General features: G+C 63.9%; 20 protein-coding genes. 10 read left to right on the top strand and 10 right to left on the bottom strand.

What is annotated here, in order from left to right; all coding sequences use genetic code 11:
- Positions 1–32 precede the first annotated feature (32 nt).
- Positions 33–761: a bifunctional 2-polyprenyl-6-hydroxyphenol methylase/3-demethylubiquinol 3-O-methyltransferase UbiG gene (gene ubiG / locus AC3A43_RS13330; RefSeq protein ID WP_487793009.1), complete on the bottom strand. Its 729-nt coding sequence runs from the start codon at positions 759–761 to the stop codon at positions 33–35.
- A 160-nt stretch (positions 762–921) separates the two neighbouring features.
- Here ubiG and AC3A43_RS13325 point away from each other — a divergent pair, with 160 nt between their 5' ends.
- On the top strand, positions 922–2,169 hold the full coding sequence (locus AC3A43_RS13325; RefSeq protein WP_487793008.1) for an aspartate kinase: 1,248 nt from the start codon (positions 922–924) through the stop codon (positions 2,167–2,169).
- Positions 2,170–2,171: 2 nt separating this feature from the next.
- Here AC3A43_RS13325 and AC3A43_RS13320 read toward each other — a convergent pair whose 3' ends face one another.
- Positions 2,172–2,756, bottom strand: coding sequence for an inner membrane-spanning protein YciB (locus AC3A43_RS13320; protein WP_487793007.1), 585 nt, complete (start codon positions 2,754–2,756; stop codon positions 2,172–2,174).
- 107 nt (positions 2,757–2,863) lie between these two features.
- Between AC3A43_RS13320 and AC3A43_RS13315 the strand changes: the two genes are divergently transcribed.
- The gene (locus AC3A43_RS13315; RefSeq protein ID WP_487793006.1) at positions 2,864–3,454 is read left to right on the top strand and encodes a TetR/AcrR family transcriptional regulator; all 591 of its coding nucleotides are present in this window, start codon (positions 2,864–2,866) and stop codon (positions 3,452–3,454) included.
- 4 nt (positions 3,455–3,458) lie between these two features.
- On the opposite strand, the gene AC3A43_RS13310 is transcribed toward AC3A43_RS13315, so the two are convergent.
- From AC3A43_RS13310 to AC3A43_RS13300, 3 genes are read right to left on the bottom strand one after another with little or no spacing between them, the layout of a single operon-like run.
- On the bottom strand, positions 3,459–4,556 hold the full coding sequence (locus tag AC3A43_RS13310; RefSeq protein WP_487793005.1) for an HlyD family secretion protein: 1,098 nt from the start codon (positions 4,554–4,556) through the stop codon (positions 3,459–3,461).
- An 8-nt stretch (positions 4,557–4,564) separates the two neighbouring features.
- Positions 4,565–4,981 carry a PaaI family thioesterase gene (locus AC3A43_RS13305; protein ID WP_487793004.1) on the bottom strand — a complete coding sequence of 139 codons (417 nt, stop codon included), beginning with the start codon at positions 4,979–4,981 and terminating at the stop codon, positions 4,565–4,567.
- Complete coding sequence (locus AC3A43_RS13300) at positions 4,978–5,571, bottom strand: TetR/AcrR family transcriptional regulator (RefSeq protein ID WP_487793003.1); 594 nt, start codon at positions 5,569–5,571, stop codon at positions 4,978–4,980. The genes AC3A43_RS13305 and AC3A43_RS13300 overlap by 4 nt, the downstream gene beginning before the upstream one ends.
- Positions 5,572–5,627: 56 nt before the next feature.
- Here AC3A43_RS13300 and AC3A43_RS13295 point away from each other — a divergent pair, with 56 nt between their 5' ends.
- Positions 5,628–7,229: a DHA2 family efflux MFS transporter permease subunit gene (locus tag AC3A43_RS13295; RefSeq protein WP_487793002.1), complete on the top strand. Its 1,602-nt coding sequence runs from the start codon at positions 5,628–5,630 to the stop codon at positions 7,227–7,229.
- Between the two features lie 71 nt (positions 7,230–7,300).
- Here AC3A43_RS13295 and katG read toward each other — a convergent pair whose 3' ends face one another.
- On the bottom strand, positions 7,301–9,493 hold the full coding sequence (gene katG, locus AC3A43_RS13290; protein ID WP_487793001.1) for a catalase/peroxidase HPI: 2,193 nt from the start codon (positions 9,491–9,493) through the stop codon (positions 7,301–7,303).
- A 362-nt stretch (positions 9,494–9,855) separates the two neighbouring features.
- On the opposite strand from katG, the gene AC3A43_RS13285 reads away from it, so the two are divergent.
- On the top strand, positions 9,856–10,011 hold the full coding sequence (locus AC3A43_RS13285) for a hypothetical protein (protein WP_487793000.1): 156 nt from the start codon (positions 9,856–9,858) through the stop codon (positions 10,009–10,011).
- 70 nt (positions 10,012–10,081) lie between these two features.
- On the opposite strand, the gene AC3A43_RS13280 is transcribed toward AC3A43_RS13285, so the two are convergent.
- Together AC3A43_RS13280 and AC3A43_RS13275 are read right to left on the bottom strand one after the other, a co-directional pair.
- Positions 10,082–12,529: a TonB-dependent receptor gene (locus AC3A43_RS13280; RefSeq protein ID WP_487793054.1), complete on the bottom strand. Its 2,448-nt coding sequence runs from the start codon at positions 12,527–12,529 to the stop codon at positions 10,082–10,084.
- Positions 12,530–12,690: 161 nt separating this feature from the next.
- A complete protein-coding gene (locus AC3A43_RS13275) occupies positions 12,691–12,861 on the bottom strand; it encodes a YezD family protein (RefSeq protein ID WP_487792999.1) in 171 nt (56 codons plus the stop codon).
- 191 nt (positions 12,862–13,052) lie between these two features.
- Here AC3A43_RS13275 and AC3A43_RS13270 point away from each other — a divergent pair, with 191 nt between their 5' ends.
- The 5 genes from AC3A43_RS13270 (at position 13,053) to AC3A43_RS13250 (ending at position 18,795) form a co-directional block, all read left to right on the top strand.
- A complete protein-coding gene (locus tag AC3A43_RS13270) occupies positions 13,053–14,057 on the top strand; it encodes an NAD(P)H-dependent flavin oxidoreductase (protein ID WP_487792998.1) in 1,005 nt (334 codons plus the stop codon).
- A gap of 32 nt (positions 14,058–14,089) precedes the next feature.
- Positions 14,090–14,839: a hypothetical protein gene (locus AC3A43_RS13265; protein WP_487792997.1), complete on the top strand. Its 750-nt coding sequence runs from the start codon at positions 14,090–14,092 to the stop codon at positions 14,837–14,839.
- 87 nt (positions 14,840–14,926) lie between these two features.
- Positions 14,927–17,227 carry a phosphoenolpyruvate--protein phosphotransferase gene (gene ptsP, locus AC3A43_RS13260; RefSeq protein WP_487792996.1) on the top strand — a complete coding sequence of 767 codons (2,301 nt, stop codon included), beginning with the start codon at positions 14,927–14,929 and terminating at the stop codon, positions 17,225–17,227.
- An 82-nt stretch (positions 17,228–17,309) separates the two neighbouring features.
- The gene (locus AC3A43_RS13255) at positions 17,310–17,957 is read left to right on the top strand and encodes a class I SAM-dependent methyltransferase (RefSeq protein WP_487792995.1); all 648 of its coding nucleotides are present in this window, start codon (positions 17,310–17,312) and stop codon (positions 17,955–17,957) included.
- The gene (locus tag AC3A43_RS13250; RefSeq protein WP_487792994.1) at positions 17,950–18,795 is read left to right on the top strand and encodes a hypothetical protein; all 846 of its coding nucleotides are present in this window, start codon (positions 17,950–17,952) and stop codon (positions 18,793–18,795) included. The genes AC3A43_RS13255 and AC3A43_RS13250 overlap by 8 nt, the downstream gene beginning before the upstream one ends.
- A 57-nt stretch (positions 18,796–18,852) precedes the next feature.
- Here the strand turns inward: AC3A43_RS13250 and AC3A43_RS13245 are convergent, their stop codons facing one another.
- Positions 18,853–20,535: a hypothetical protein gene (locus AC3A43_RS13245; RefSeq protein ID WP_487792993.1), complete on the bottom strand. Its 1,683-nt coding sequence runs from the start codon at positions 20,533–20,535 to the stop codon at positions 18,853–18,855.
- Entirely contained in the window at positions 20,532–21,530 is a 999-nt protein-coding gene (locus tag AC3A43_RS13240) for a glycosyltransferase family 2 protein (RefSeq protein WP_487792992.1), read from the bottom strand. Before AC3A43_RS13240 ends, AC3A43_RS13245 begins: the two co-directional genes overlap by 4 nt.
- 210 nt (positions 21,531–21,740) lie before the next feature.
- On the opposite strand from AC3A43_RS13240, the gene AC3A43_RS13235 reads away from it, so the two are divergent.
- Entirely contained in the window at positions 21,741–22,157 is a 417-nt protein-coding gene (locus AC3A43_RS13235; protein WP_487792991.1) for a GFA family protein, read from the top strand.
- Positions 22,158–22,159: the final 2 nt, after the last annotated feature.

The following is a 22,159-nucleotide window of genomic DNA, read 5'->3' as shown; positions in this document are numbered from 1 at the left end:
CTTCGCGGGGGCGACAAATTACGCGGCAAAGCTCAGCGCCCCGGCCACCGCGCCGCAACCAGATAGTTGAGCGCTTCACTTCCGCCGAGCTTGAAGCCTTTCGCCGGCGACGGCGACAGGCCAGTGCGGTCTATGACCTCCAGCCCCGCGCCTTCGAGCAATTCAGTCAGTTCCTCAGGCCTCAGGAACTGGTCCCAATCGTGCGTCCCGCGCGGCACCGCGCCGACGCGCTCGGCGGCTTCGACGAGCAGCAATTTCGACAGCGCCGTACGGTTCGGGGTCGACAGGATCATCAGTCCGCCGGGCCCCAGCCGCGCCGCGAGTTCGCCGATAAAGGCCGCGGGGTCGGTGACATGCTCGACGACTTCCATCGACGTGACGAGATCGAAGGTCGCGGGCGGCAGCGCGGCGAGTTCGCCGGCGAAATATTCGATTGCCAGCCCCTGCCCCGCCGCATGGTTACGCGCGGCTGCGATATTTTCCGGCGCCGCATCAACTCCGGTGACTTGTCCGCCCATCCGCGCAAGCGGTTCCGCGAGCAGCCCCGCGCCGCACCCGACGTCGATGGCGCGGCGACCCGCCAGTGCATAACGCTCGCGCGCATCGACATGCCAATGCGCATCGATCTGCGCGCGGATATAGGCGAGGCGCACCGGATTGAGCTTGTGCAGCATCGCCGAAGACCCGTGCGGATCCCACCAGTCGGCGGCGAGCGCGCCGAAATGGGCGGCTTCGTGCGGGTTGATCGTGGCAGCACTCATGCCCTGCGATGTGGCACCGCGCCTCGCGCCATGCAAGAAATTCTATCCGCCGCATATAAAGCCGGTCTTGCCATCGCCTTCCCCCTTCCGTAACGACGCGAGCGCCGCAGAAATGCTTGGAAAAGTTGCGGCCGAAACCAGTTCAGGAAAGCGGGGCGACATGGCGCGGATCGTGATGAAATTCGGGGGCACGTCGATGGCGGGCACCGAGCGGATTCGCACCGTGGCGAAACTCGTCGCGCGCGAAGTGGCGAACGGCAACGAAGTCGCGGTCGTGGTCTCGGCAATGGCTGGCGAAACCGACCGCCTCGTCAATTTCTGCCGCGAGGCAAACCCGCGTTACGACCCCGCCGAATATGACGTTGTTGTCGCCGCGGGCGAGCAGATCACCTCGGGCCTGCTCGCGCTGACGCTGCAGGCGATGGGCACCCCGGCGCGCAGCTGGCTCGGCTGGCAGCTCCCGATCCGGACCGAGGAAGCGCACGCCCGCGCACGCATTTCTGACATCGACACCGGCGCACTGGCCGCCGCGATGGCCAAGGGCGAAGTCGCGGTGATCCCGGGCTTCCAGGGCCTGATGGACGATGGCCGCATCTCGACGCTCGGCCGCGGCGGGTCGGACACCAGCGCGGTCGCCGTGGCTGCGGCGCTGAAGGCCGATCGTTGCGACATCTACACCGACGTCGACGGCGTCTACACGACCGACCCGCGCATCGTCGCGCGCGCGCGCAAGCTCGACTATGTCACCTATGAAGAAATGCTCGAACTCGCGAGCGTCGGTGCGAAAGTGCTCCAGACCCGCTCGGTCGGGCTCGCGATGAAAGAGGGCGTGCGCGTGCAGGTCCTCTCGAGCTTCGTCGAGGGCGATGAGGCTCCCAAAAAAGGCACGATGATCGTCAGCGACGAGGAAATAGAGGAACATCAGATGGAACGGCAGCTGATCACCGGCATCGCCCATGACAAGAATGAAGCGAAGATCATCGTCACGCGCGTGCCCGACAAGCCCGGCGCGGTCGCCAATATCTTCGGCCCGCTCGCCGCGGCGGGGATCAACGTCGACATGATCATTCAGAATGTCGGCCGCGAAAAGGGCGAGACCGACGTGACCTTCACCGTTCCCGCCACCGACCTGCTGCGCTCGATCGACCTGCTCGAAGCCGCGAAGGACAAGATCGGCTTCAACCGCATCATCAGCGACGACAAGGTGGCGAAAATCAGCGTCGTCGGCGTCGGCATGAAAAGCCACGCCGGGGTCGCGAGCACGATGTTCCGCGCGCTGGCCGACCGCGGTATCAATATTCAGGCAATCTCGACCAGCGAGATCAAGGTCAGCGTGCTGATCGACGAGGACGAGACCGAACTCGCGGTGCGCGTGTTGCACACCGCTTACGGGCTCGACGCCGACTAAGCCTATTCGGCCGCCGCTGGTTGCAGCGCGCCGCCCGCGCGGCTGCGCCGTCGCGCCTGCCCGATGAAATGCACCACCGCGATGTGGACCGCGAACAGACCGAACTTCGACGCCAGCGGGAATATCCCGACGAACAGCGGCCACCAGGCGGTGAAGAAGATCGCGACGACGAGGTTGAGGCCTGCGCTGGTGAACATCAGCGCCGCCCAGATCATGCCGAACCGGTCCATGACATCGCCGACCAGCGCCAGCTGTTCGGGCAGGATATAGCGATTGAGCCAGCCGCGACGCAGCATCACCGTCCCGACCACCAGATAGACGATCGTGGGTTTGGCCATCACGAAGCGCGGGTCGCCGGTGAAGAGCGTCGCCGCGGCGGTGAGCAGAACCGATGCCAGGCTGATCCACTGCAGCGCCGCGACCTTCTTGCCGCGCAGCAGTTCATAGCCGACGACCGCGATCGCAACCACAGTGCCGGCAATCGTTGCAGGCACGATCCCCGCACCGGCGACCAGCAGCACCGCAAAGACGATGACGCCGAGCGAATCAAACAGCATCGGCCCGAGAGCATGGAGCAAGGTTTTCATCGGAATGTCCTTTCCGGCTCAATGTTTCCACTGTCAATATTGACGATCGCTCCGGGGCGAGTCAAGCCGAAATTGACAGTGGAAACATTGCGCGGTTAAGCAAGGCCATGACCAAGCCCTATCATCATGGCGATCTGCGCGCGGCGCTGCTCGTCGCGGCCGAGGATATCGTAAACCGCGACGGCGTTGCCGGCCTGACATTGCGCGGCGTGGCGCGCGAGGTCGGCGCGTCGCACGCGGCGCCCAAAAATCATTTCGACGATCTCACGGGACTGGTCAGCGAGCTGGCGGCGGTCGGCTTCGATCGCTTCGCCGATCGTATGCAGTCCGCAGCGGCGCAGCACGCCGATCCCCAGGACAAGCTCAACGCGATCGGCCGCGCTTATGTCGAATTCGCGCTCGCCGATCCGGGGCTATTCCAGCTGATGTTCCGCGGCGAGCGGCTCGACAAGACGCGCCCCGCGTTGAACGAAGCCATGTTGCGCGCCTTCGCCACGCTGACCGGATCGGTCGCGGCGACCCACGCGGGCGACCCCGACGCCGAACGCGCCACCCGCGCCCACGCCGCGCGCGCGTGGAGCATGGTCCACGGCTTTGCGATCCTGCTGCTCGACGATCGCCTCAATCCGTTGCTCGACGCCGACGCGCCGCGCAAGGACGCGCTGGCGCTGCTCGACGACATGCTGGCGATGGACTGACCTCCTAGCGCAGCCACACCTTCGCCGTCACCGACAGGCCCGGGCGCAGCTGCGTCAGCGCCGCCTGCCCCGCATCGAGCCGGATACGCACGCCGACGCGCTGGACGATCTTGGTGAAATTGCCCGATCCGGGTTCGAAGGGCAGCAAGGTGAACTCGCTCGCCGATCCGGGCGCGAGGCTTTCAATCGTCCCGGTCAGCGGATCGCCGCCCAGCGCGTCGACCTTGACCTCGACCTTCTGCCCCGGCCGCATCTCGCGCGTCTGGGTTTCCTTGAAATTGGCGACGACATAGATCGAGCGCACGGGGACGACCGAGAGCAGCCGCGAGCCCGGCTGGACATAGTCGCCGACCTGGATGCGGCGATTGCCGACGACGCCATCGATCGGCGCGACGACCAGCGTATGCCCGCGATCGAGCTTCGCGAGCGCGAGTGCGGCGCGCGCCTTTGCCGCCGCCGCTTCGGCCGCTTTTACCTGGGCCTGCAAGATCGGTCCGCGGGCGCGGGTTACCGACGCCTCTTCGATGCTGGCGCCCAGATCGGCGCGCGAGCGTTGTGCTGTCGACGCGGCGCCCACCGCGGCCGCGTCGACCCGTTCGGCATCGCGCTTCGTCACAAATCCTTCGGCGACCAGCGTGTTGTAGCGCCGTCGATCGGCGGCCGCCCGCGCGGATTCGGCATCGGCCGCCGCGATCTGCGTGTTGATCGACCGGATATGCGCCGCCGCGAGCCGCTGATCGGCACCGAGCGAAGCGAGCGTCGCGCGCGCCGTTGCAACCTGCGCATCGGCGTCGGCAACCGCTGCTTCGGCCGCCAGAACCTGCGTTTCATAGTCGCGCACGTCGATGCGCACGAGCGGATCGCCCGCCGCGACCGCCTGATTGTCGCGCACCAGCACCGCGGTCACCAGTCCGCCGACGCGCGGCGCGACTTCGCTCGCGTCGGCCTGCAGATACGCATTGTCGGTCGATTCCGACGTGCGCGGTGCGGTGAGCCACCATATGCCCGCCGCGGCGATCAACAGCGCGATCAGCCCTGCCACCCCGGCCTTGCGCGGAACCGCAAAGCGCTTCTTGACGGGCGCGTCGACCTGGATCGTCACCGGCGCGTTCACTGGCTCAGCACCAGCAGCGTCGAGGTCGCGGTGGCCAGCACACGCCCCGCCTCGTCGGTGATCTTCGCTTCAGAAAAAGCAACGCGGCTACCGATCGATATCACCCGTCCCTCGGCGCGAACCTTGCCGGTCTGGCCCGTCATCGGCTTCAAATAGCTGGTCTTGAGTTCGAGCGTCGTCATCGCCTGATCGTCGGCAAGCCGGGTCACCACCGCGATTCCGCAAGCCGAATCGAGCAAGGTCGCGGCATAACCGCCGTGGACGAAGCCCATCGGATTGAAATGTTCGGGGCCCGGAACACCCTCGAAAGCGGCCCAGCCCTCACCCGCATCGACCAGTTGGAAGCCCAGCGTCTCGCCGATCGGCGGACGGCCGCCCGAGGCGATCAGCCCCTGCACCTTTGCGAGCGTCATTGTGCGATCTCCAGTCCGTAACGCGCAACAATGCTCGCATGCGTGTCGCTCAGCATCGCGTCGGACAACCCCGGATCACCGACAGCGCGGGCCAGCGCAACGCCGCCGACGAGCTGCGCGAGCAGCGCATGCGACTCGGCTTGCGGATCGGGATAACCAAGCGTTGCCAACGGCCCCGCAAGGCGGCTCACGATCCCCTCGACCCCCGCGCCGAAACGTTCGCGCGTCGCGGGCAGCGATCGCGCAAAATCGCCCGACAGCGTCGGCAGCGGGCACCCCCGGTCGCGGCTGTCGCGATGCGTGGGCGACAGATAGAAATCGACATAGGCGCGCAGCACCGCGCGCGGATCGCCCGCCGCATCGATCCGCTCGGTGCGTTTACGCGCATCGGCGAACATCGCCCCGATCGCTTCCTTAACCAGCGCGTCTTTCGACGGAAAATGCGCGTAAAAGCCGCCGTGGGTCAGTCCCGCGCGCGCCATGATCCCCGACACCGCGACATTGTCGGGGCCCTTGGCGCGAATTTCCTTCGCCGCCTCTTTCAAAACGCGCTCACGCGTTTCTGCCTTGTGAGTTTCCGAATAGCGCACTTGTCGACTCCCTTTATATGACGCATATAATATAAAGACGACAGGAGACAAGACCCATGGCCTCCATCCCGCTTTCCCCCACTGCCGCAGACGCGCCGTTCAACCCGGCGGCGATGCCCGATGCGCGCAAATATCTGATCTTCGCGGTGATGGCGTTCGGCCAGTTCATGGCGCTGATCGATATCCAGATCGTCGCCGCATCGCTCAACGAGGTCCAGGCCGGGCTCAGCGCCGGGCCCGACGAAATCAGCTGGGTGCAGACCGCCTATCTGATGGCCGAACTCGTCATGATCCCCTTCTCGGCCTTCCTCGCGCAGGCGCTGTCGACGCGCTGGCTGTTCGCGACATCGGCGGGGCTGTTCACGATCGCCAGCATGCTCTGCGGGCTCGCGTGGAACATCGAATCGATGATCCTGTTCCGCGCGGTGCAGGGTTTCGTCGGCGGCGCGATGATTCCGACGGTATTCGCGACGGGCTATATGCTGTTCGAGGGCAAGCAGCGCGCGATGATCCCCGCGATCCTTGGCATGGTGTCGGTGCTGGCGCCGACGCTCGGCCCGACGGTCGGCGGCTGGATCACCGATGCAATGGGCTGGCGCTGGGTGTTCTTCATCAACGTCGTGCCCGGCGCCGCGGTGACGCTCGCGATCATCGCATTGGTCAAGATCGACAAGCCGAACCTGCCGATGCTGCGCCGCATCGATTGGGTCCACCTCGCCTCGATGGCGATCTTCCTCGCCGGGCTCGAATATGTGCTCGAGGAAGGACCGAAGCATGAATGGTTCAACGAACCGTCGATCGCGATCGCCGGATGGCTGTCGTTCGTCGCCTTCGGGCTGTTCCTCGAACGCTCGTTCCGCTCGGACGGGCCGATCGTGAAGCTGACGCCGTTCCGCAAGCCGACCTTCGCTTTCGCCTGCGTGTTCAACCTCGTGATCGGTTTCGGCCTCTACGCCAGCACCTATCTGGTGCCGATCTTCCTTGGCCGGGTGCAGGGATATAATGCGTCGGAAATCGGCACGACGGTCTTCGTCTCGGGGCTGGCGCAGCTGCTCGGCGTTCCGCTCGCTGCCATATTGTCGCAGCGCGTCGACCCGCGCATTGTCATCACTTTCGGGCTCAGCCTGTTCGCGGTCGGCCTCTGGATGTTCAGCTTCATGACCCCCGAATGGGGCTTTGCCGCACTGTTCTGGCCGCAGGTCGTGCGCAGTTTCGCGATCATGCTGTGCATCGTTCCCTCGGTCGGGCTCGCGCTCGGCAATTTCGAGGGGCCGGAATTGCGCTATGCCTCGGGGCTGTTCAACCTGATGCGCAACCTCGGCGGAGCGATCGGCATCGCGCTGGTCAACACCTGGCTCGGCGACGGTCTGCGATTGCACATGCTCCGCCTGTCGGAGGCGCTCGGCCGGTCGAGCGAGGCCGCGAACGAAGCCGCGGCGGGGCTCGCGCAGCATATCGGCCATTATGTCGCCGACCCGGCGCTCGCGGCGCAGATGGCGGGGTCGACCCTCGCGCACGTCATCGGTCGCGAAGCGCTGACGCTCGCTTTCGACGACGTCTTCCGCCTGATGTCCTGGATCTTCCTCGCCGCGCTGGCGATGGTACCCTTCTGCAAGCCCCCGCCGATCGGAGGGCCGGCGCCGACCGACGCGCACTAGCCCCAAAAAAGACCCGCCCCCAGGCCCATGTCCCCGGGGGCGGGTCCGCGACCCGTCGTCTGGCTATGCGCTCAGGCGAGGTCGAAACGGTCGGCGTTCATCACCTTGGTCCAGGCCTTGACGAAGTCCTTCACGAACTTCTCTTCATGGCCGCTCTCGGCATAAACCTCGGCGACCGCGCGCAGTTCCGAGTTCGAACCGAATACCAGGTCGGCGCGGGTGGCGCGCCAGGTTTCGCCGCCGCCCTTGCGGTCGGTGGCGATATATTCCTGGTCGTCCGAGCCATCGACCGCCTTCCAGACATTGGTCATGTCGAGCAGGTTGACGAAGAAGTCGTTCGTCAGCTGGCCCGAGCGTTTGGTGAAGTGGCCGTGGCCGCGTTCGCCATGATTGGCGCCGAGCACGCGCAGCCCGCCGACCAGCACGGTCATCTCGGGAACCGAGAGGCCGAGCAACGATGCCCGGTCAAGCATCATTTCCTCGGTCTTCACCGCCAGCTTCTTTTTGCCAAGATAGTTGCGAAAGGCGTCGGCCTCAGGCTCCATCACCGCAAAGCTCTCGGCATCGGTCTGCGCGTCACTCGCATCGCCGCGCCCGCCGGTGAACGGCACCGCGACATTGAAGCCCGCATCCTTGATCGCCTTTTCCAGACCGACGACGCCGCCAAGGACGATCGCATCGGCGATCGACAGATTGCCGCGCAGCCCGTCGAGCGTGCTCAGCACCTTGCCGAGGAGCGCCGGTTCGTTGACGTCCCAATCCTTTTGCGGCGCGAGGCGAACGCGGGCGCCATTGGCGCCGCCGCGGTGGTCCGACTTGCGATAGGTGCTCGCCGAAGCCCAAGCGGCTTTGATCAGCTGGCTGACGGTCAAGCCGCTATTGGCGATCTTGTCCTTTACCGCCGCAATATCGGCATCCGAAGGCGTGGTGCCGACGGGAATGGGATCCTGCCAGATCAGGTCTTCGCCGGGCACTTCGGGGCCGAGGTAGCGGACCTTGGGTCCCATGTCGCGATGGGTCAGCTTGAACCAGGCGCGCGCGAACGCATCCTTGAACGCTTCGTGATCGGTCCGGAATTTCTCGCTGACCTTGCGGAACTCGGGATCCATCTTCAGCGCCATGTCGGCGGTCGTCATCATCGTGGGAACCTTGACGTTCGGATCCCACGCCGCCGGGGCCATATCCTCCGGCTTCTGGTTGATCGGCTGCCACTGCTGCGCGCCCGCGGGCGAGTGGACGAGCTCATAATCATAGTCGAGCAGCAGGCGGAAATAATTTTCCGACCATTCGGTCGGAGTGTTGACCCACGACCCCTCGATGCCGCTCGTCACGCTATGCTCGCCGATGCCGCCGCTGTCGTGGCTGCTGACCCAGCCGAAACCCTGCGCCGCCAGATCGCCGCCCGAGGGCGCCGCGCCGAGCAGCGAAGCGTCGCCATTGCCGTGCGCCTTGCCAAAGGTATGGCCGCCCGCGGTCAGCGCGACGGTTTCCTCATGGTTCATCGCCATGCGCTCGAAGGTTTCCTTCATGTCACGCGCCGACAGAAGCGGATCGGGATTGCCGCCCGGACCCTCGGGATTGACATAGATCAGGCCCATCTGGATCGCGGCCAGCGGCCCTTCGATCTCAGCGAACCCCTTGTCGGGGTCGATGCGGGTCTGAACACCTTCGTTCACCCACTTGTCTTCGCTGCCCCAATAAATGTCACGCTCGGGCTCGAACACGTCGGCGCGGCCGCCGCCGAAGCCAAACACCGGGCCGCCCATGCTTTCGATCGCGACATTTCCGGTCAGGATGAACAGGTCGGCCCAGCTGATCTTGTTGCCGTATTTCTGCTTGATCGGCCACAGCAGGCGGCGCGCCTTGTCGAGATTGCCATTGTCGGGCCAGCTGTCGAGCGGCGCAAAACGCTGCTGCCCGCTGTTGGCGCCGCCGCGGCCGTCAGCGGTGCGATAGGTACCCGCGGCGTGCCACGCCATGCGAATAAAAAACGGACCATAATGGCCATAGTCGGCGGGCCACCACGGCTGGCTGTCGGTCATCAGGGCGGTCAGATCATTCTTCAGCGCCTGATAGTCGAGCAGCGCGAACGCCTTCGAATAGTCGAAATCATCGCCCATCGGGTTCGAAGGGCCGTTCGGGGTCAGGACTTCGGTCGCCAGCATGTCGGGCCACCAATCCTTGTTGGTGCGGCCGAGCATCGAACGCACGCCGCCGGGCTGGTGGACGGGGCAGCCGCTTCCGATGGGGGTCTGGTCGTTCATGCAGTCTCTCCTTTTATGGTTTGGGGATGCTGGCGCGACAGGGTGACGAGCACATGACGTGCGGGCGACTTCGGGGTCGCCAGATGGTTTGTCGTGCGGGCGCGTGGCGAGTCGATGCCGTCATCCTTTCGCTATGACCCATGGACGATAGGCCCCGCTTCCCAATCGACCTAAACGAATAAGCTGAATTCAGTGATTGAGTGGTCCGATTACAAACGCGGAGGCGCGGCAAACGTCGAGACGTCCATCGCGGAACAGGAACGGCCCGACGAAAGGCCGGAACATCTGACGGAACATCGAACAGGGCCGGTGGGTTGACCGGATGCCGCATCGTTAAATCACGCGGCAAAAGGAGATGGAAAGTGGCTAACACCCCCAACCAGCAGAATGAGAAGAAACCGCAGGCGGATCGCGACGAAGAGCAGCGCCGCCAGCAACAGCAGCAGGGCGGCCAGGATCGTCAGCCTGGCAGCGACCAGCGCCCCGATCAGGGTCGCCAGAACCCGCAGCAGCGCTGACGCCGTCAGCCGGCACGAGAAAGGGCCGCCCTCGCGGGCGGCCCTTTTCTTTTGGCGATTTGAAACGCGCTTAGAAGCTGAACTTGACCGTTCCACCCCAGGTTTGCGGATCGCCCGGCTGGCCGGCGATCAGGCCGACGTTGCCCGGTGCGACCTGCAGCGTCTCGATATAGTTCACATCGAACGCGTTGCGGACCCAGCCGAAAACGTCGACCCCGTCGGCCCGGAAACCGACGCGGAAGTTGGTCAACGCATAGCCTTTGACGTCGGTGTAGATCGACGGCGATGCATTGGAATTCCAGTGCGAGCGATAATTGCCGTCGACGCCCAGATAAAGCTGTCCGTCCTTCGCCAGCAGCGTGACCGGGGCGTTGGCCTCGGCACCATAGGAGAAGGCCCATTTCGATACGCCGGGCAGGTCGGCGCCGGAAATGTCGCACTGCCTCGGGCTGAGCGCACCCGGGACACCGGGCTGCGAATAGTCGGGCGTCGCGCCCACCGGCTGGAGCGTGCCACCCGAAAGCTCGGGCGGACAGGGCGCGTTGACGAACTTCTTGTACTTGGCGTCGGTGTAGGCACCATTGGCATAGGCCGTGAAGCGGTCGCTGGCGCGGATCTTGAAGTCGGCCTCGATACCTTGCGAGACAACCTTTTCGGCATTGGCCAGATAGCCGCGAACGGTGCCGAACTGGCCGCCGTTCACCGTTGCCTGGAAATTCTTGATCTCGGTGCGGAAGGCCGAGAGGTTGAACGTCGCCAGACGGTTGAAGAACGAGGTTTTGAGACCGATCTCGTAGTGGTTGACCGATTCCGGCTTCACCGTGCTGGCCGACAGTTCGGGCAGGTTGGTGGCGCTGTTGAGCGGCAGGCCATTCTGGTTGATACCGACGGTTTTGAAGGTTTTCGCATAGGTCGCATAAGCGAGAATATCCGGCGTAACCTTGTAATTCACATTGAGGTCGTAGCTGAAGTTCCAGTCGCTGACCGATGGCGACGTGCTCTGCGGCTGATAGACGCCGCACTGCGCGGCAAGCGCGCTGTTCGTTACCAGCGGCGGCGTACAGTCGAGAACCTGTCCGGCGCCATTGGTTACGACGCGCTGGTAGAAGCCGGACTTCTTGTCATAATTGACGCGAATACCCGGCTGAATGGTCAGTTCGGGCGTCAGCTTATAGCTGAGCTGACCATAGAGTGCCGCACTCGTGCTCTTCAGGAACTGCGTGTTGGTTGCGGTCAGGCCGTTGAGGATGGCGGGATTGTTCGCGCCCTGCGCCGCCGTCAGGCTCCACAGACTCGCGTTCGGACCTTGCTGCTCGGTACCCTGGGTATCGATCCGCTGCTTGAAACCGAACAGCCCGACGACGAAGTCGAGCTTGTCCCCGGAATAATTGTATCGGAATTCCTGACTGTACTGATCCTGCTGCGACGGGTTCTGCGACCGCGAGACGATCGACGCGCCGGTGAAGTCGCGGTCATTCTCTGGCTTCCAGTCCCAGAACCGCCAGGCGGTGATCGAGGTGAAGGTGCCGGGACCGACGTCCCACTTCACCTTGGCCGAAACGCCGCCGATCTTGTTGCCCGCGTTAAGGCTGGCATCGATGTCGGTCAGGCGGTCATATACGTTGCGGCTGGGCACCGTAAAGCTCTGGCCGGGATTCGCGGTATTGAGCGCCGCAATCAGCGCATCATACTGGCGGTTGAGCGCGCGCTGCGTCCTGCCGACGCGAACGAACGCCGTGCCATAACCTTCGGGATCCTGCTTGCTGTAGTCGCCCGACAGCGTGATGCTGAGATCTTCGCTGGGCTTGAACAGCAACTGGCCGCGAAGGCCGAGATTGTCCTGTTCGTTGATCCAGCGGTCGCTCGTGACATTGAAAAGCGTGCCGCGCCGGCTGGTCGCCGCGATGGCGATGCGAGCGGCGATGGTATCGGTCAGCGGACCGGAGACCGCCGCCTTGGCCTGCCGGTAATTGAGATTGCCGACGCTAAGCTCTGCCCGGCCCTCAAAATCGAATGTCGGCTGGTTGGTCGTGATGTTGATCGCGCCAGCGGTGGTGTTCTTACCGTACAGCGTGCCCTGCGGCCCGCGAAGAACCTCGACCTGATCGACATCGAGGAAATCGAAAGTCGCGGCGGCGACGCGCGAATTATAAACGTCATCGACATAAATGCCGACGCCCTGTTCGAAACCATCGCTGGTCAGGCCATACGGCACACCGAGACCGCGGATGTTGACCGATGTGTTGCGCGGGTTGGTGGTGTAGACCTGCAACGTCGGCGCGAGCTGCTGAAGCTTCACGACGTTGAAGTTGCCCGTCGCCTCGATCGAATCGCCGCGGATAACGGAAATCGCCACCGGCACTTCCTGCGCGGTTTCCTGGCGGCGGCGCGCAGTGACGATGATGATGTCGCCGCGGCTGACGTCGTCGGCCTGGTCGACAGCATCGGCTGTGCCCACCGCCGCTTCTTCGCCCGCCGCGAGCGTGGCCTCTTCGGCTGCTGCCTGCCCGGGCAGCATCAAGAGGAAAGACAGCGTCAGAATGGATGCCGGCGCTCGCCGGCGGATGGACGGATATTTCGCAGTCATGGATGATTCCTGTTGCAATAGAAAATCACCACATCCGGGGGTCCGGTCTGCGGCAGATAGGGGGAAATGCGCCCCCGTTGGGAGATGTTGAATCAGTTGGGGTAACGGTGGCGCTCGGTGACATCGACCTGCACCAGCCGTCCTTCGTGGACGGTGAGCTGAATCGCGCCGAACTTCAGCCTGTCGAGTGCTTGGAGCACCGTCTGAATGGCGCGCGGCACCTCTTCGGAGCCGCCTTTGGCGACCTCCTTGATAGCGCTCATGATAATTCCTTTCCCTTTTGGATTCGCCGCCGCACTTTATTCCAAGTGAATTAGTAGACAATAATTGATTTGCTTTCTGCGCCGAAAGGTTGGGTTGTCGCGTCAAAAGGATTCAGGCGCGCGACAGGCCGAGGGAGCCGATTATCGCAATCCATTGCGCCCGCGCCCCAGTGCTGGCAAAGGCTGGCTCAATGAGCAAAATTAACGATCTGATGGCTCGCGGGACCGAGCTTCTCGGCAGCGACTATGCCATTCTCTGCGGTGCGATGAGCTGGGTTTCCGAACGCCATCTGGTCAGCGCGATCAGCAATGCCGGCGGGTTCGGCGTGATCGCGTGCGGCGCGATGACGCCCGAGCTGCTGGACGCCGAGATAGCGGCGACCAAGGCGCTGGCGACGCGCAATTTCGGGGTGAATCTGATCACGATGCACCCGCAGCTGTTCGAGTTGATCGATGTCTGTGCAAAATATGACGTCGGTCATGTCGTGCTCGCGGGCGGGCTGCCGCCCAAGGGCAGCCTCGAGGCGATCAAGGCATCGGGCGCGAGTGTCATCTGCTTTGCGCCGACGCTGGCGATGGGCAAGAAGCTCATCCGATCGGGCGTCGATGCGCTGGTGATCGAGGGGATGGAAGCTGGCGGACACATCGGTCCGGTGTCGACGAGCGTGCTAGCGCAGGAAATCCTGCCGACGCTCGCCGACGAAGTTCCGATCTTCGTTGCCGGCGGCATCGGCCGCGGCGAGGCGATCGCCGCCTATCTGGAAATGGGCGCGTCGGGTGTTCAGCTCGGCACACGCTTCGTCTGCGCGATCGAGAGCATCGCGCACCCCAATTTCAAAAAAGCCTTCCTCCGCGCTTCGGCGCGCGAGGCAGTGGCGAGCGTTCAGATCGACCCGCGCCTGCCCGTCATCCCGGTCCGCGCGCTCAAGAATGCCGGAACCGAAGCGTTCACTGCGAAACAGCGTGAAGTCGCGAACAAGCTGGACAGCGGGCAAGTCGACATGATGCAGGCACAGCTCGAAATCGAACATTATTGGGCGGGCGCGCTGCGCCGCGCGGTGATCGATGGCGACGTCGAAAATGGTTCGTTAATGGCAGGGCAATCTGTCGGTATGGTATCCGAAGAAGAGAGTGTGGCGACAATCGTCGCATCTCTGGTGCAACAGGCCGAAGCCGCGTTGCACGCTCGGGGTTGATGCCGCATGGTGATGCGGCTGGGGAGTGGGTCATGAATTTATCGCGGAAGATCATCGTAGCAGGGTTGCTGGCGAGCGTGGCCGCCTGCGCGCCCAAACCCCCGCCGCCGCCCCCGCCACCCCCGCCGCCGGCCGTCGTCATCGTCGTGCCGCCGCGGCCTTATCCGCCCGGCAATGCCGCGGTAACGCAGATCCTGCCCGGACGCGGGATGGATGGCCGGTTCGTCACTGCGAACAGCAACATCACCGGTGACCGCGCCTTCTGGCAGCTGAAGATCGGGCTCAACGTTGCCGCGATCGGCTGCCGCGGCCTTGAGGAAACGACGCTCGTTTCAGCGTATAACAATATCATCAAGACCCACGGCAAGGTGATCAAGTCGACCGAAAAGTCGGTGATCAGCCAGCTCGGCAAGGATAACAAGAACAACGGCATTGCGCCGCGCGACCGCCTGTCGACACAGCTGTTCAATTATTTCGCGCAGCCGCCGGCGCAGCGCGCTTTCTGTGCGCGCGCCAATGAGATTGCCCAGCTGGTTTCGGCCACGCCGACCGCGCAGCTCGTCGAACAGGCCCCCGCGCATCTGGCGCGGCTCGACCAGCCGTTCCAAGAATTCTACGAAGCCTATGCCAAATATCAGTCCGACGCCGTCGCATGGGACGCCAAATATGCGCCGCCGCCGTCGATCATGAGCGCACCGGCACCGGTCGGTCCGACGGTCACGACCGGCACGACCCCTGGCACGTTGGCTGCGGTCCCGGCTGCACCAACGGGGAACCACTGACGCCGCCTTTGCGAGACGTCATAATAGATCGCACAATCGCGCGCGGGGTATTGGCGCGGATCGCATCCATCTGTTAGCAGGGATGCGATGACCAACGCCCCGCCTCCGCCCTCGTCGGCCGCCCAGTCGGCGCGCACCATCCTGACCCGGCTCCACGAGGTAATGGCATCGCGCGCGAATGCCCAGGGCAAGCTGAACCAGGTTGTCGGCATCATCGGCGAATGCCTCGATAGCGAGGTCTGCTCGATCTACCTGCTGCGCGAAGGCGCGCTCGAACTTTATGCGACGCGCGGGCTGAAACAGGAGGCCGTACACGTCACCCGCCTAGGGCTTGGCGAGGGGCTGGTCGGCATGATCGCCGATCAGATTGAGACGTTAAACCTCGACGAAGCGGCGGCGCACCCCGACTTTTCCTATCGCCCCGAAACCGGCGAGGAATTGTTCCACAGCTTTGCCGGCGTGCCGATCATCCGCCGCGAACGTGCGGTGGGCGTGCTATGCGTCCAGCACAGCGACCCGCGCCGTTATGACGACATCGAGATCGAGACGTTGCAGACCGTCGCGATGGTGCTGTCCGAACTCATTTCGAACGCCGATCTGGTCGATACCGCGGCGCGCACCGACGCCGCCGCGGCCGACCAGTCGGCGCAGCGGCTGAACGGACAGAAACTGGTCGACGGCATGGGGGCCGGGGTTGCGGTGTTCCACCAGCCGCGGATCACGATCGAGCATACCGTCGCCGACGACACCGAGGCCGAACGCCACCGCGTCTATGCCGCGTTCGACAAGATGCGCGAACAGATCGACCGCATGGCGAGCCAGGCCGATTTCGGCGTCGGCGGCGAACATGAAGAGGTCATCGAGACCTACAAGATGTTCGCCTATGACGAAGGCTGGTCGCGACGGATCAACGAAGCGATCGACAGCGGCCTGACCGCCGAGGCGGCGATCGAGCGTGTCCAGCAACGCACCCGGATGCGGATGCGCCAGATCGACGACCCGTTGCTGCGCGACCGGATGCACGATCTGGAAGATTTGTCTAACCGGCTGATCCGCATCGTGTCGGGGCAGATGGGCACCGCGGCGCAAATGGGGGGCCTGCGACAGGATTCGATCCTGATCGCGCGCAACCTCGGCCCCGCCGAGCTGCTCGAATATGACCGCCGCCGGTTGAAGGGGGTCGTGCTCGAAGAGGGCTCGCTCACAGCCCATGTCATCATCGTCGCACGCGCGATGGGGGTGCCGGTGATCGGTCGCGTCAGCGACGTTCGGGCCTCGATCCGCGAAGGCGATTTGCTGCTGCTCGATTCCGCCGCGGGGTCGGTGCATGTCCGGCCGACGCAGGCCGTGCAGGACGCCTTCGACGCCAAGCTGGAAGTGTCGCAAAAGCGCCGCGCCAACCTCGCCTCGCTGCGCGACCTGCCCGCGGTCACCAAGGACGGCGTGCCGATCGAGTTGATGATCAACGCCGGGCTGCGCGAGGATATCGCCGCGCTCGACCTGACGGGCGCGCGCGGGATCGGGCTGTTCCGCACCGAATTCCAGTTCCTTGTGTCGGCGACTTTGCCCTCGCGCGACCGTCAGCAGCGACTCTACCGCGACGTGCTCGATGCGGCGGGTGACCGGCCGGTGATCTTTCGCACCGTCGACATCGGCGGCGACAAGGCCCTGCCTTATATGAATGTCGGCGACAGCGCGCAGGAAGAGAATCCGGCGATGGGCTGGCGCGCGCTGCGCCTCGCGCTCGAACGCGAAGGCCTGTTGAAAGTACAGGCTCGGGCGTTGATGGAGGCCGCCGCCGGCCGCACGCTCAACGTCATGTTTCCGATGGTGTCGGAGCCGTGGGAATATGAAGCCGCGCGCAACCTGTTCGTCGGCCAGCGTGCATGGCTTGCGAGCCACAACAAGAAGCTGCCGGTCGCGATCCGTTACGGCGCGATGCTCGAGGTTCCGGGCCTGCTCGAAACGCTCGACCTGATGCTGCCGCACCTCGACTTCCTGTCGGTCGGGACCAACGATCTGACACAATTCCTGTTCGCCGCCGACCGCGCGCACCCACGCCTCGCCGAACGCTATGACTGGTTGTCGCCGATCGTCATGCGCTACCTTGCGCGTGTCGTCCGCACGGTATCGGGATCGAAAGTGGCGCTGGGGGTTTGCGGCGAAATGGGCGGGCGGCCGCTCGAGGCCATGGCCTTGCTGGGTGTCGGCATCGAGCGGCTGTCGATCACCCCGGCCGGCGTCGGTCCGGTCAAGGCGATGATCCGCTCGCTCGACCTCGGCGCGCTCCGCGCCGACATGGCCGCGATCCTTGCCCAACCGACCTCCAACCCGCGCGGCCAGTATCAGGCGTGGGCCGAGCAGCATCGGGTCGATCTGGGCGATTAAGGCCTTTCCGCCCCCAAATTAACCTTTCGACAGGGATGTTTTGGTTAATACACTCTTGCACCCGTTTGGGAGGCTGGAGAAAATGATGCAGTTGGTCAAACGGTCCTACGCCGGGGTCATGCAGACGATCGCGAATCTTGGCCCGATGGAAAAGCTTAGCGAAGACGCGCGACACAGCGATGAATATGGCTGGTTGCGCTGGTCGGCATCGCTGCTCGCCATCCACGACATCGAACGCATGATCGCACTGGGTCTGCCCTGGTGGAACGTCGCGGCAACGCGCGAAGTCTCAGAATTCCTCGGCGCGCGACCCAAGGCGCGGGTCTTCGAATATGGCGCCGGCGCCAGCACGATCTGGCTCGCGCGCCATGCCGCCAGCGTCGTATCCGTCGAGCATCACGCCGAATGGCACCAGCGGCTGACCAAAGAGGTCGCGCATTTCCCGAATATTCAGTTGCAGCATCGCGAGCTCGACGGCGACGATTATATCGGTGCCATCGATACGGCAGACGGTCCGTTCGACCTGATCGTCGTTGACGGACGTCGCCGCACCGAATGCCTGGCACGCGCGATCCCGCATCTGGCGCCCGGTGGCATCATCCTGCTCGATGACAGCGGTCGCGGCCGGTATCGCAGCGCCATCGAGAATTGCGGGCTCAAGGAGCGCCGCTATTTCGGTCGCTCTTATTGCGTCCCCTACCCCGATTTCACCAGCATCCTTTATGGCTGAGACCGGCGCGGCGCGGCGTCGCCCACCCCTCGACCGGATCGGACGGTGGGTCGGCGGTGCAGCGCTGGCGGGCAGCGTCGTCTTTATCGCGGAACGGTTGTGGCGCCTCGACTGGTCGACGCTCCAGCCCCATGCGTCGTGGAGCCTCGCCGGCGCATTGATCGGCGCGCCCCTGCTCTTTGCCGCCGCCGACCGTGCGCTGGCGCACGCGTGGACCGCACTGGTCGATCCCGAACATATCCATCCGCGCCGCGACATGGCGCGCATTTATGCGCGTGGCGTGTTGATGAAATATCTGCCGGGATCGGTCTTCCAATATATCAGCCGCCAGGTCGAGGGCGCGAAGACCGGCATCGCACATAAAAAGCTCGCGAAGTCGGCCTTCGTCGAAGTCGGCCTGCACCTGGTGAGCAGCATGACGGTTGCCGCCCTGTGTGTCAGCTTCGACCGCTCGCCCGCCATTGCAGGCGTTGCGGCAGGAATACTGGTCGGCGCATCGCTCGCCGCGCGGCGGCCGTTATTGACCGCATTGGCTTTTCAGATTCTTGCTTTTTCGGCCTTTGCGCTTGCGGCCGCATTGCTCGGCGCGGTGATCCTGCCTGCCGGGACGAGCCCTGCGCATTTTGCCGCGCTCTTCCTGCTGGCATGGCTTGCCGGCTTCGTCGTGCCGGTCGCCCCGGGCGGCATCGGCATTCGCGAAGCGGCGCTTCTCGCCCTCGCCGGCACCGGACTGCCAGCGGCCGCCCTGATGGCAACGACGTTGACGCTCCGCGCTTCGTCGATCACCGGCGACCTTGGATATGGCCTCTTCACGCTGGGCAGACGCCAGAAGCTTTAAACGAAAGTCCGGGGCGGGGAGGAAAAACACGCCTTCCGGAAAGCTCTGGTTTTGGGGTCAGAACGGCATGAACAGCGGGCCGCCGTCATGGGGCTGCGCCGGCGGTTTGATCCCCTTGCCCCAGATAAGCCGCGACCCCCTGTCGCCGACCGTCGATGCCCGATAGACACCGCGATCGAGGTGGACGATCTGGCCTGGCGCGGTCACGCGGTCGCCGATCACGACGCTCGCGCCTTGCACCGTGTAAGATCCGGGCACCCGGATCTGGAACGCGTAATCGCGCGCATCGACCGGAATCTCCTCGCCGGCGATCCAGAACGGGCCCCACAGATGAACGAAGGTGTCGCGAATCGCCGCGAGATCGCCGGGAAGAAAGGCGGTAACGGGGGCGGTGCCCTTCAGCGCATCCTCGAACATATAATCGTCGTTGACCAGCAACGGCACGGGCGTTGACGCCATGGTCTGCTCAAGGCTCGGAAAACCACCCGCGAGATATTGATCGATCCCCCACGGCGTCATGAAAGCATTCGCCTTCGGGAAGCTTCCCAGCATCGCACAGCTGTCGAAATAGGCCACGCCGCCGGGAAACATTCCCTCTGCCACCCGCAGCATCTGTCGTTGGCGTTCGATGGTGTTCGGCGGTTCATTGTAGAAAACGAACGCGCCTCCCAGCAACAGCAGCGCAGCAATCGATATCGAGCGATAGCGTGCGACCAGTGATGCCAGCACCACCCCGCAAGCAACCGTCACGGGCGGCAGCATATAGACGTAAAAATAGGGCGCGGTGTTATGATAGAAAAACAGGCTGAGGATCGGCAGGTAAAATCCGGTCAGCGCCAGCTTTTCCGCCCTTGATCTGGCGGCTTTCCAGATGATGGCGGGAAAGGCCAATATGACGAGCGCAAGCACCGGTGAAAGCTGCACGCCTTTCACAAGCGACAGCCAATAGGTCACATAGCCGAAATGAAACATCTTGCCGCCCGCGCGCGAAACGACGCGCATCGCTTCGACGTCGCTGTTGCCGGCGAGACTGCTCGCATGCGCGAGATAGATCAGCGCGAACGAACCAAGCGCAGCGGCAGCGATGGCGATAAGCTGAAAGAATAGCCGCCGCTTGTTGTCTGCCTCGGTCCACAGGAGCCATGCGATACCCAGAAAGACCGGCGTATAAAGGATCGTCTTGATCGTCAGCATGGCAGCGATGCCGGCAAGCAAGCCGACGAGGAGGATCCGGCCGGCGTTCAACCGAAACCGCAGCAATATCCACGCCGCCGTCATCAACAGCGCCGCGGCGGGCGCGTCGAAACGGAACGAGGTGCCGTGCTGAAGTACATATCCGGCGGTGATGTAGATAAGCGCACAAAAGGCCGCGGGAACCTTCGCGACAAAACGCGATGCCGCGCCGATGATCGCGGCGGCAACGGCGATTTCGCACAGAAACATGAAAAGCCGGATCACGATGATGTGATCGACCCCGACGCCAGGAAGATCGACGACCCAGACGAACGCGCGCGTATAGAGCGTTTGCAGCGGTTCGCTCAGCGTGCCCTGCGCCAGTTTTTGCACCTGGCTATAATGGTAGAATTCATCCCAGTTGATCGCACGCGTCAGGGCAAGATAGAGATGGCCAGCCAGCGCAACGACGATACCCGCGAGCGGCCAGAACAGCGAATTTGCGTGCGGCAGCCGCGGGCCTCTGGACGAGACTGCGGCGGGAACACCGCCAGCGGATGTCGTCACGCGACGCCTTTCCGGCGGCTTGCGGCAACAGGCTCCTGCTTTTCCACAGGGGCTGGCAGGCGCTCCTCGATCTGGCGCAGACGAACGAGGCTCATCTCGATAAGCTTGCGGTTCGCAGCGATCAGGTCGGCGAGCACGCCCATGACGGCGACGATCGTGCCCAGCACAAGCAGCGCGCCGCCGATCACGAGCGATTGCACATGGCCGTCGCCGCCGCCCTGAAGATAGAAGATCAGAAACCGGACGATCGGCACGACACCGATGAACGCAATGGCAAGGCCCAGACCGACAAAGGCGCGAAGCGGGTTATAGGTCGTGTAGGCGCGCGCCATCGTGATGCCGGTGTTGACGATGAAACGCGGGATCGATTTGAACAGGCGCGACGGGCGCGTCGTGGCATTGGTGCGGATCGGGACGCTCAGGATCGACAGGCGCTTGCGCCCCGCCTGGATCAGCATGTCGGTCGTATAGCTGAATTCGGTCGTGATGTTGATGCGCTGCGCCGCGTCGCGGCTGATCGCGCGAAAACCGCTGACCGCATCGGAAATGTCCACATTCGCGAGGCGCTGAACCAAGGCGCTGCCCAATTCCTGCAGCCGGCGTTTGACGGGGCCGAAATGCGCATTGTCGCCGACACCGCGATCGCCAACGACGATATCCGCGCGCCCGTCGAGGATCGGCGCGACGATTTTGGCGATGTCTTCGCCGACATATTGGCCGTCGGCATCGGTGTTGACGATGATATCGGCGCCGGCGGCCAGCGCCGCATCGATACCCGAACGAAAGGCGGCGGCGAGGCCGCGGTTGGTGCGGTGACGGACAATATGGTGTGCGCCCCACATGCGGGCGACCTGCGCGGTATTATCGGTGCTGCCGTCATCGATAACGAGGATCTCGATCAGGTCGATCCCCTCGATCCTGCGCGGCAGCGCCGCGAGCGTGGCGGGAAGGTCTTCGGCCTCATTCAGACAGGGAATCTGGATGACAAGCTTCATCGCTTGGCCAAATCCATGCCGATAACCGCAGCCCATCGTCCCGATGTCTGCACGTCCTGCCCGTCCTGATCCATGGAAATTCCCCAAATCCGTGTCTCTGCGACCTAGGAGCTTGTGGTTAATATCCCGCTAACATCATGCCGTCCCGGTCATTGTCAGAGCGGCTGTGTTTATGTTATGTTCTCCACTCGATTCCTCGAGGAGAGAGTGATGAGCGACCAAGCCCCCCGTGCCAGCGGACAATGCCATTGCGGTGCGATCCGCTATTCGATGAGCACCGCCGTCCAGCACCATGCGTTATGCCATTGCAAGGATTGCCGTCGCCATTCGGGCGCGCCGATGGTCGGTTGGGGGCTGGTCGGGCTCGACGAGATCGAGATCAGCGGCACGGCCAAGATTTACGCATCGTCCGAACATGGCCGGCGGCACTTCTGCGACAATTGCGGCACCGGTCTCTTCTATTCCAATGACGCGATTTTTCCTGGTCAGATCGACGTGCAGATCGCGACGCTCGACGATCCCGACCTGATCCCGGCGCAGGCGCAGATCCAGACCGCCGAACGCATCGGCTGGATGGAAAAGCTTGGCGAGCTACCGACCTTCGAGCGTTATCCGCCCTTCGAATAGGG

It is taken from the genome of Sphingopyxis sp. Soil_C_28, from assembly GCF_057657055.1.
The sequence above is the reverse complement of the archived record's forward strand: the minus strand, read 5'-3'. Positions and strand labels throughout refer to the sequence as shown.